This window comes from Pseudomonas sp. PKS (assembly GCF_051913525.1).
GTDB lineage: Bacteria > Pseudomonadota > Gammaproteobacteria > Pseudomonadales > Pseudomonadaceae > Aquipseudomonas > Aquipseudomonas guariconensis_D.
In genome coordinates, this window is the sequence record NZ_JBEGDO010000044.1 from 1 (window position 1) to 2,094 (window position 2,094).

Sequence of the window (2,094 nt, forward strand, 5' to 3'; positions counted from 1 at the left end):
CTGCGCGACTCTCAGTTTTCGATGTGTTTACTGCGTTTTCACACAGCCTAGGTCGAAAGCTGCCGTTCGCAACTGACCGCTTTCGACCCATAGCAGACGGTCGCAATGGGCGACATTAGTCAATAGTAGCTGCTCATAAATTATTGGTAGATAGAAATATGTTATAACGGGGCTTAGAGCTAATTTCAATGCTACGACTAAATCAAGTGCCGGGAAAAGTCTGCCTGACTAAAACCCGGCTTTGATCGGCTGCGAATTGCCCTTGCTAGATTAGACTTTTGCTACGTCTATGGGAGGCTTTTCAAGTTTAGCCATAGTGTCTAACCCTTCTTCGACCTTCGCCGCCTCTTTACTAAGCGCGTTTTCTACCCTTGCTGTTACCGACTTGCTAATTGCGGAGAACCCTGGAATTTTAGCAAGCGCCTCCATCGAATCTGATAATTTTGCACTGTTTTCCAATGCTTCCATCAAAGGGTGATCTGACTTGTTGTAATCTGTAATTAATTTGCCAGGATTCTCCGAGCTTACCTGCAAAAGATTAAATAGCAGTTTCGTCCGTAGGTCGTCACGAACGGAGCTTTCATGCGGCAAGGACTCAATCTGATTAGACAAGCCAGAGAAGGTTTTACCTAAGACCGCCTTGTGCGTATACTCTTCAATCAGGCGCTTAGAGAGATTTAGTTTTTTGTTTGATGAGTAAGCAAGCCATAAAACTGGGAAATACAAAGGCAAAATTGAAATAATAATACTAGGAGTATTATTGATAACCCTAAGAATATCGAAATCTTTTCCAACTAAAAGATATACATCGACACCAAAAGGGATTAATGACACCGCAACCATTAGACCGATAGCGACTCGAAAGCTGAACTCATGCTTGGCTTGCGATGCAATTTCATCTTCTTTCTTTTTCTCGTATGCTGCGCTTAACCCTTCTGCCATGGCACCAGGAAGAAGGCCTGTAATCTGATCCGTTATAGCTCCAATACTGTCCGTAGACCTAGCAAGCAGGGCGTCGAACTCAGCCTTCTCCTGACCAAGCTGAGCATGATGTTTTTCGGTGATGTCCTTTACTGCCTCCTGAAGGACAATATCCAAATTTTCTGATCGACTGACGAGAGAGTCATATGTTCTTTCCAGCTCATCCACTAAACCATCTATATGTGCAGCTTCTCCAGCGGAATCTTTCACATCTGCGCCAAAAGTTTTCACGTGCAACTCATCTATTTCGGACTTTCGCTTCATAGAATGAGTAAGCAGATTTTTTATACTTTCGTTTAGAGTTTTCGCCTCTTCCAACATCTTGGTGGCGGTCAAAACCTGTGTAGGTAGCTCTTCGCTCTGCGCTAGCGCTTTTTTTATTACCTCATAATCACCCACAATCTCGGCTACATGTTCGCTCGCCGTAGCTTTCAGCGCGAGAACCCCAGCCTTCATCTCGTCACACTGATTAACCATGGCCAACTGTTCAGCGTGACTATTTTTAACGCCAACACCGACGGCTTTTACTTTTTCAAGTTCCGATGTAGCCTCTTTGCGGCACTCCTCTAATATCGTAAGAGCTTCCTTGATTGACGTATCTTTTGTGATGGTGCTTGTTTCTATAGCTGTAATTCTAGCTAAAACTTCGAGAGCGGCCTGCTCTGTGTCGGTGATTTTATCCCTGATAGCAGCTTCCAAAATCGCAACTTTCGCAGCCGTTTCCCGTTTGTAAGCCTCAAAAATTTGGGGATCTAACCCTTTATCAAAAATGCTCATTCCAATCCCTGCAGTGGTTGGTTCCGTTCAAAGGCTTGACTGGCTGACCAAGCCAATTTTGTGCGTAGCGCCGCTTAAGCGGGCAAATGGCCATACCTCAGCATCCGATAATTGCTGACCACCGTCAATCGAGCACCCCTCCACCAACCAAACCTGCTAGAAAGTGTCCAGTCGCTCTATGTCTAAGCTATACACACTTCGGAAGCTAGTAGGTGAATCGCCTCAAATTTCGTCGACAAGTCCGATCCCTTGTGACCGATTTCCGATTTTGCCCACCGGCTGCTTTGGGTCCAGGCTGTGTGAAAACGCCAGTAAGTACGTCGAGTAGCGAAAGAA

Annotated in this window: 1 protein-coding gene; it reads right to left on the reverse strand. The window is 45.4% G+C overall.

From position 1 onward, the window contains the following. Nucleotides 1-270: 270 nt before the first annotated feature. Nucleotides 271-1,758 (reverse strand): hypothetical protein, encoded by a 1,488-nt coding sequence (locus ABOA88_RS23985; protein WP_367852225.1) that lies wholly within the window; start codon nt 1,756-1,758, stop codon nt 271-273. Nucleotides 1,759-2,094 lie beyond the last annotated feature (336 nt).

Excerpts from the sequence above, each read along its gene's own strand:
- ABOA88_RS23985 (WP_367852225.1), bottom strand. The coding sequence starts at position 1,758 with ATGAGCATTTTTGATAAAGGGTTAGATCCCCAAATTTTTGAGGCTTAC.